The organism is Pseudoalteromonas sp. S4492, from assembly GCF_005886115.1.
GTDB classification, from domain to species: Bacteria; Pseudomonadota; Gammaproteobacteria; order Enterobacterales; family Alteromonadaceae; genus Pseudoalteromonas; species Pseudoalteromonas gelatinilytica.
The window spans coordinates 1-372 of the sequence record NZ_PNCP01000330.1 but is presented as its reverse complement, the minus strand read 5'-3'; the positions used below and the strand labels follow the sequence as shown (position 1 = coordinate 372).

General features: G+C 45.4%; 1 protein-coding gene. It reads right to left on the bottom strand.

The window, feature by feature from the left end:
- Nucleotides 1-338, bottom strand: a 338-nt coding sequence (locus tag CWC28_RS21740) for a TAXI family TRAP transporter solute-binding subunit (protein ID WP_283206569.1), incomplete at its 3' end; no start/stop codon positions are given.
- Between the last annotated feature and the right edge of the window lie 34 nt (nucleotides 339-372).

Here is a 372-nt window from a genome sequence, read left to right as displayed (position 1 = left end):
AAAGCGTGAACCAGATTAGGGTACAGTGCGAACAGTACCTTGACTGGCATCTCGCCAGGAAACTGCCCTTCACCTTTGTAAGCATCCAAAACAACATTACCCATGGCAATACCAGCCAGCATATCGCCACGAACCACTTTGATGGTATTTTCAACAGAAGCAGCGGTCACTTCTGCTTTTACATTGACCCCTTCAACCTTATCCGACCAAACCTTTGCCAGAGCTCCTCCTAATGGGTAATAAATACCACTCTGACCACCCGTACCAATGGAGTAATTCTGTGCAAAGGAGAGCGCAGGCAGGATCAGCGCAAAGACTGCAGCAACAAGACGCATCATGATTCCCCTATAAAATGTTTTTTATATTTTTATA